At 67.9% G+C, this 2,893-nt stretch carries 2 protein-coding genes; both read left to right on the forward strand.

The genetic code is table 11. From position 1 onward, the window contains the following. A partial coding sequence (locus tag B8460_RS12710; protein WP_048861975.1) for a 2-oxoglutarate dehydrogenase E1 component occupies window positions 1-2,692 on the forward strand: 2,692 nt, incomplete at its 5' end. A 27-nt stretch (window positions 2,693-2,719) separates the two neighbouring features. Further along, window positions 2,720-2,893: biotin/lipoyl-containing protein (locus B8460_RS12715; protein WP_305790494.1), on the forward strand; the 174-nt coding region annotated here is incomplete at its 3' end.

The raw sequence follows: 2,893 nt of genomic DNA on the forward strand, positions 1-2,893 counted from the left end.
GCCCGATGCCGCCGCGGTGGGCGCGGCCGCGGACGGGGCCGGCACGGCGGCGACGGGCGCGACGGGGACCCTCGGCGTCACGGCCGAACAGGTGCGCAGCGCGGTCATCGACAGCATCCGCGCGCTGATGGTCATCCGCACCTACCGGGTGCGCGGCCACCTGGAGGCGCGGCTCGATCCGCTCGGTCTGCAGACGCCGAAGCCGCATCCGGAGCTGGATCCGAAAAGCTACGGCTTCACCGACGCCGACATGGACCGGCCGATCTTCATCGACAACGTGCTCGGGCGCGAAAGCGCCACGATGCGCGAGATCGTCCAGATCCTGCGCGCCACCTACTGCGACGCCATCGGCGTCGAGTTCATGCACATCCAGGACCCCGACCAGAAGGCCTGGATCCAGCGCAAGATCGAGGGCGCCCCCTGGCGCGGCCAGTTCAAGGCGGCGGACAAGGAACGCATCCTCCGCCAGCTGACCGAGGCGGAAGGGTTCGAGGTTTTCTGTCAGAAGCGCTATGTCGGCACCAAGCGCTTCGGGCTTGAGGGCGGCGAGGTGACGCTGCCGGCCGTTCAGGCGATCATCAGGACCGCGGTCGATGCCGGCGTGCAGGAAGTCGTGATCGGCATGCCGCATCGCGGCCGGCTGAACACGCTGGTCAACGTGGTCAAGAAGCCGTTCACCGCGCTGTTCAGCGAGTTCGGCGGCGAGAGCTTCAAGCCCGACGACGTGCAGGGTTCTGGCGACGTCAAATACCATCTCGGCACCAGCGCTGACGTGCAGATCAACGGGCACAAGGTGCACCTGTCGCTGCAGCCCAACCCGTCGCATCTGGAGGCGGTCGATCCCGTCGTGATCGGCAAGGTGCGTGCCCGTCAGGACACCGACGGCGACACGCGCGACCGCCGCTCCATCATGGGCCTGCTGATGCACGGCGACGCGGCGTTCGCGGGACAGGGGCTGGTCTACGAGACCCTGGCGATGAGCCAGCTCATCGGCTACCGCACGGGCGGCACGATCCACATCGTCGTCAACAACCAGATCGGTTTCACCACCGTGCCGGCGCATGCCTATTCGGGCCTGTATTGCACGGACGTCGCGAAGTCGATCCAGGCGCCGATCCTGCACGTCAACGGCGACGATCCGGAGGCGGTCGTGTTCTGCGCGCAGATGGCGGCCGAGTTCCGCATGCGGTTCGCCACCGACATCGTGCTCGACATCGTCTGCTACCGCCGCCACGGACACAACGAGACGGACGAGCCGGCCTTCACCCAGCCGATCATGTATCGCGCCATCCGTGAGCATAAGACGACCCGTACCCTGTACGCGGAACGCCTCGCGCGGGAGGGCGCCGTGTCGGCCGAGGCCGCGGCGGCGATGTGGGACCAGTTCCAGCAGACGCTGGACGCCGCCTATCAGGGCGCCAAGGGCTACAAGGTCAACAAGGCGGACTGGCTGGAAGGCCACTGGGCGGGCCTGAAACAGGCCGGCGAGGAAGAAGAGCACGAGGACCACAGCACCTCGGTCGGCACCGCCATCCTGCGCGAAGTGGGCGCGGCCCTGGCCCGCGTGCCGGAGGGGTTCGCCGTCAATCCGAAGATCGCGCGTCAGCTCGAGGCCAAGCACGCGATGATCGAAAGCGGCGAGGGCATCGACTGGGCCACCGGCGAGGCGCTGGCGTTCGGCACGTTGCTGGTGGAGGGCCACCGCGTGCGCCTGTCGGGCGAGGATTGCCAGCGCGGCACCTTCAGCCAGCGCCATGCCGTGCTGATCGACCAGGAGACGCAGCACGAATACGTGCCGCTGAACAATATCCTGCAGGGCCAGGCGAAGATCGAGATCTATAACTCGCTGCTGTCGGAGGCCGGCGTCCTCGGCTTTGAATACGGGTATTCACTGGCCGATCCGAAGACGCTGGTGCTGTGGGAGGCGCAGTTCGGTGACTTCGCCAACGGCGCGCAGGTCATCATCGACCAGTTCCTCGCCAGCGGCGAAAGCAAGTGGCTGCGCATGTCCGGCCTGACCCTGCTGCTGCCGCACGGCTACGAGGGGCAGGGGCCGGAGCATTCGTCGGCGCGGCTGGAACGCTATCTCCAGCTCTGCGCCGAGCGGAACATGCAGGTGTGCAACATCACCACGCCCGCCAACTACTTCCACGCCCTGCGGCGGCAGCTGAAGCGCAACTTCCGCAAGCCGCTGGTCATCATGACCCCGAAATCGCTGCTGCGGCACAAGCTCGCGGTGTCGAAGCTGTCGGACATGGCCGAGGACACCGGCTTCATGCTGGTGATCCCCGAGGTCGACCAGATCGCCCCGCCGGAGTCGGTGCGCCGCGTCGTGCTGTGCAGCGGCAAGGTCTATTACGATCTGCTGACGGAGCGGCGCGAGCGGGGCATCGACAACGTCGCCATCCTGCGCATCGAGCAGCTCTATCCGTTCCCGGAGCGCACGATCGGCCGCCTGCTCGCGCCCTATCGCAACGCCGAGATCGTCTGGTGCCAGGAAGAGCCGGCGAACATGGGCGCCTGGAACTTCGTCGACCGCGCGATCGAGCAGGCGCTGGCACGGGCCGAGACGCGGGCCCGCCGGCCGCGCTATGTCGGCCGCAAGGCCGCCGCCAGCCCGGCGACCGGGCTTGCGCGCGTGCACAATGCCGAGCAGATCGAACTGGTGACGCGCGCGCTCGCTCCGGGCTGAGCGGGCGGCGCGGACGGGAGAGAACCGATGGCGACCGAGATCAAGGTGCCGACGCTGGGTGAGAGCGTGACGTCGGCGACCGTCGCACGCTGGATCAAGAAAGCGGGCGAGGCGGTGGCGGCGGACGAGCCGATCGTCGAACTGGAGACCGACAAGGTCACGGTCGAGGTCAACGCGCCCGAAGCCGGCGTCCTCGCCAGC

Origin of the sequence: Acidisphaera rubrifaciens HS-AP3, from assembly GCF_000964365.1 — a bacterium.
Taxonomy (GTDB): Bacteria; Pseudomonadota; Alphaproteobacteria; order Acetobacterales; family Acetobacteraceae; genus Acidisphaera; species Acidisphaera rubrifaciens.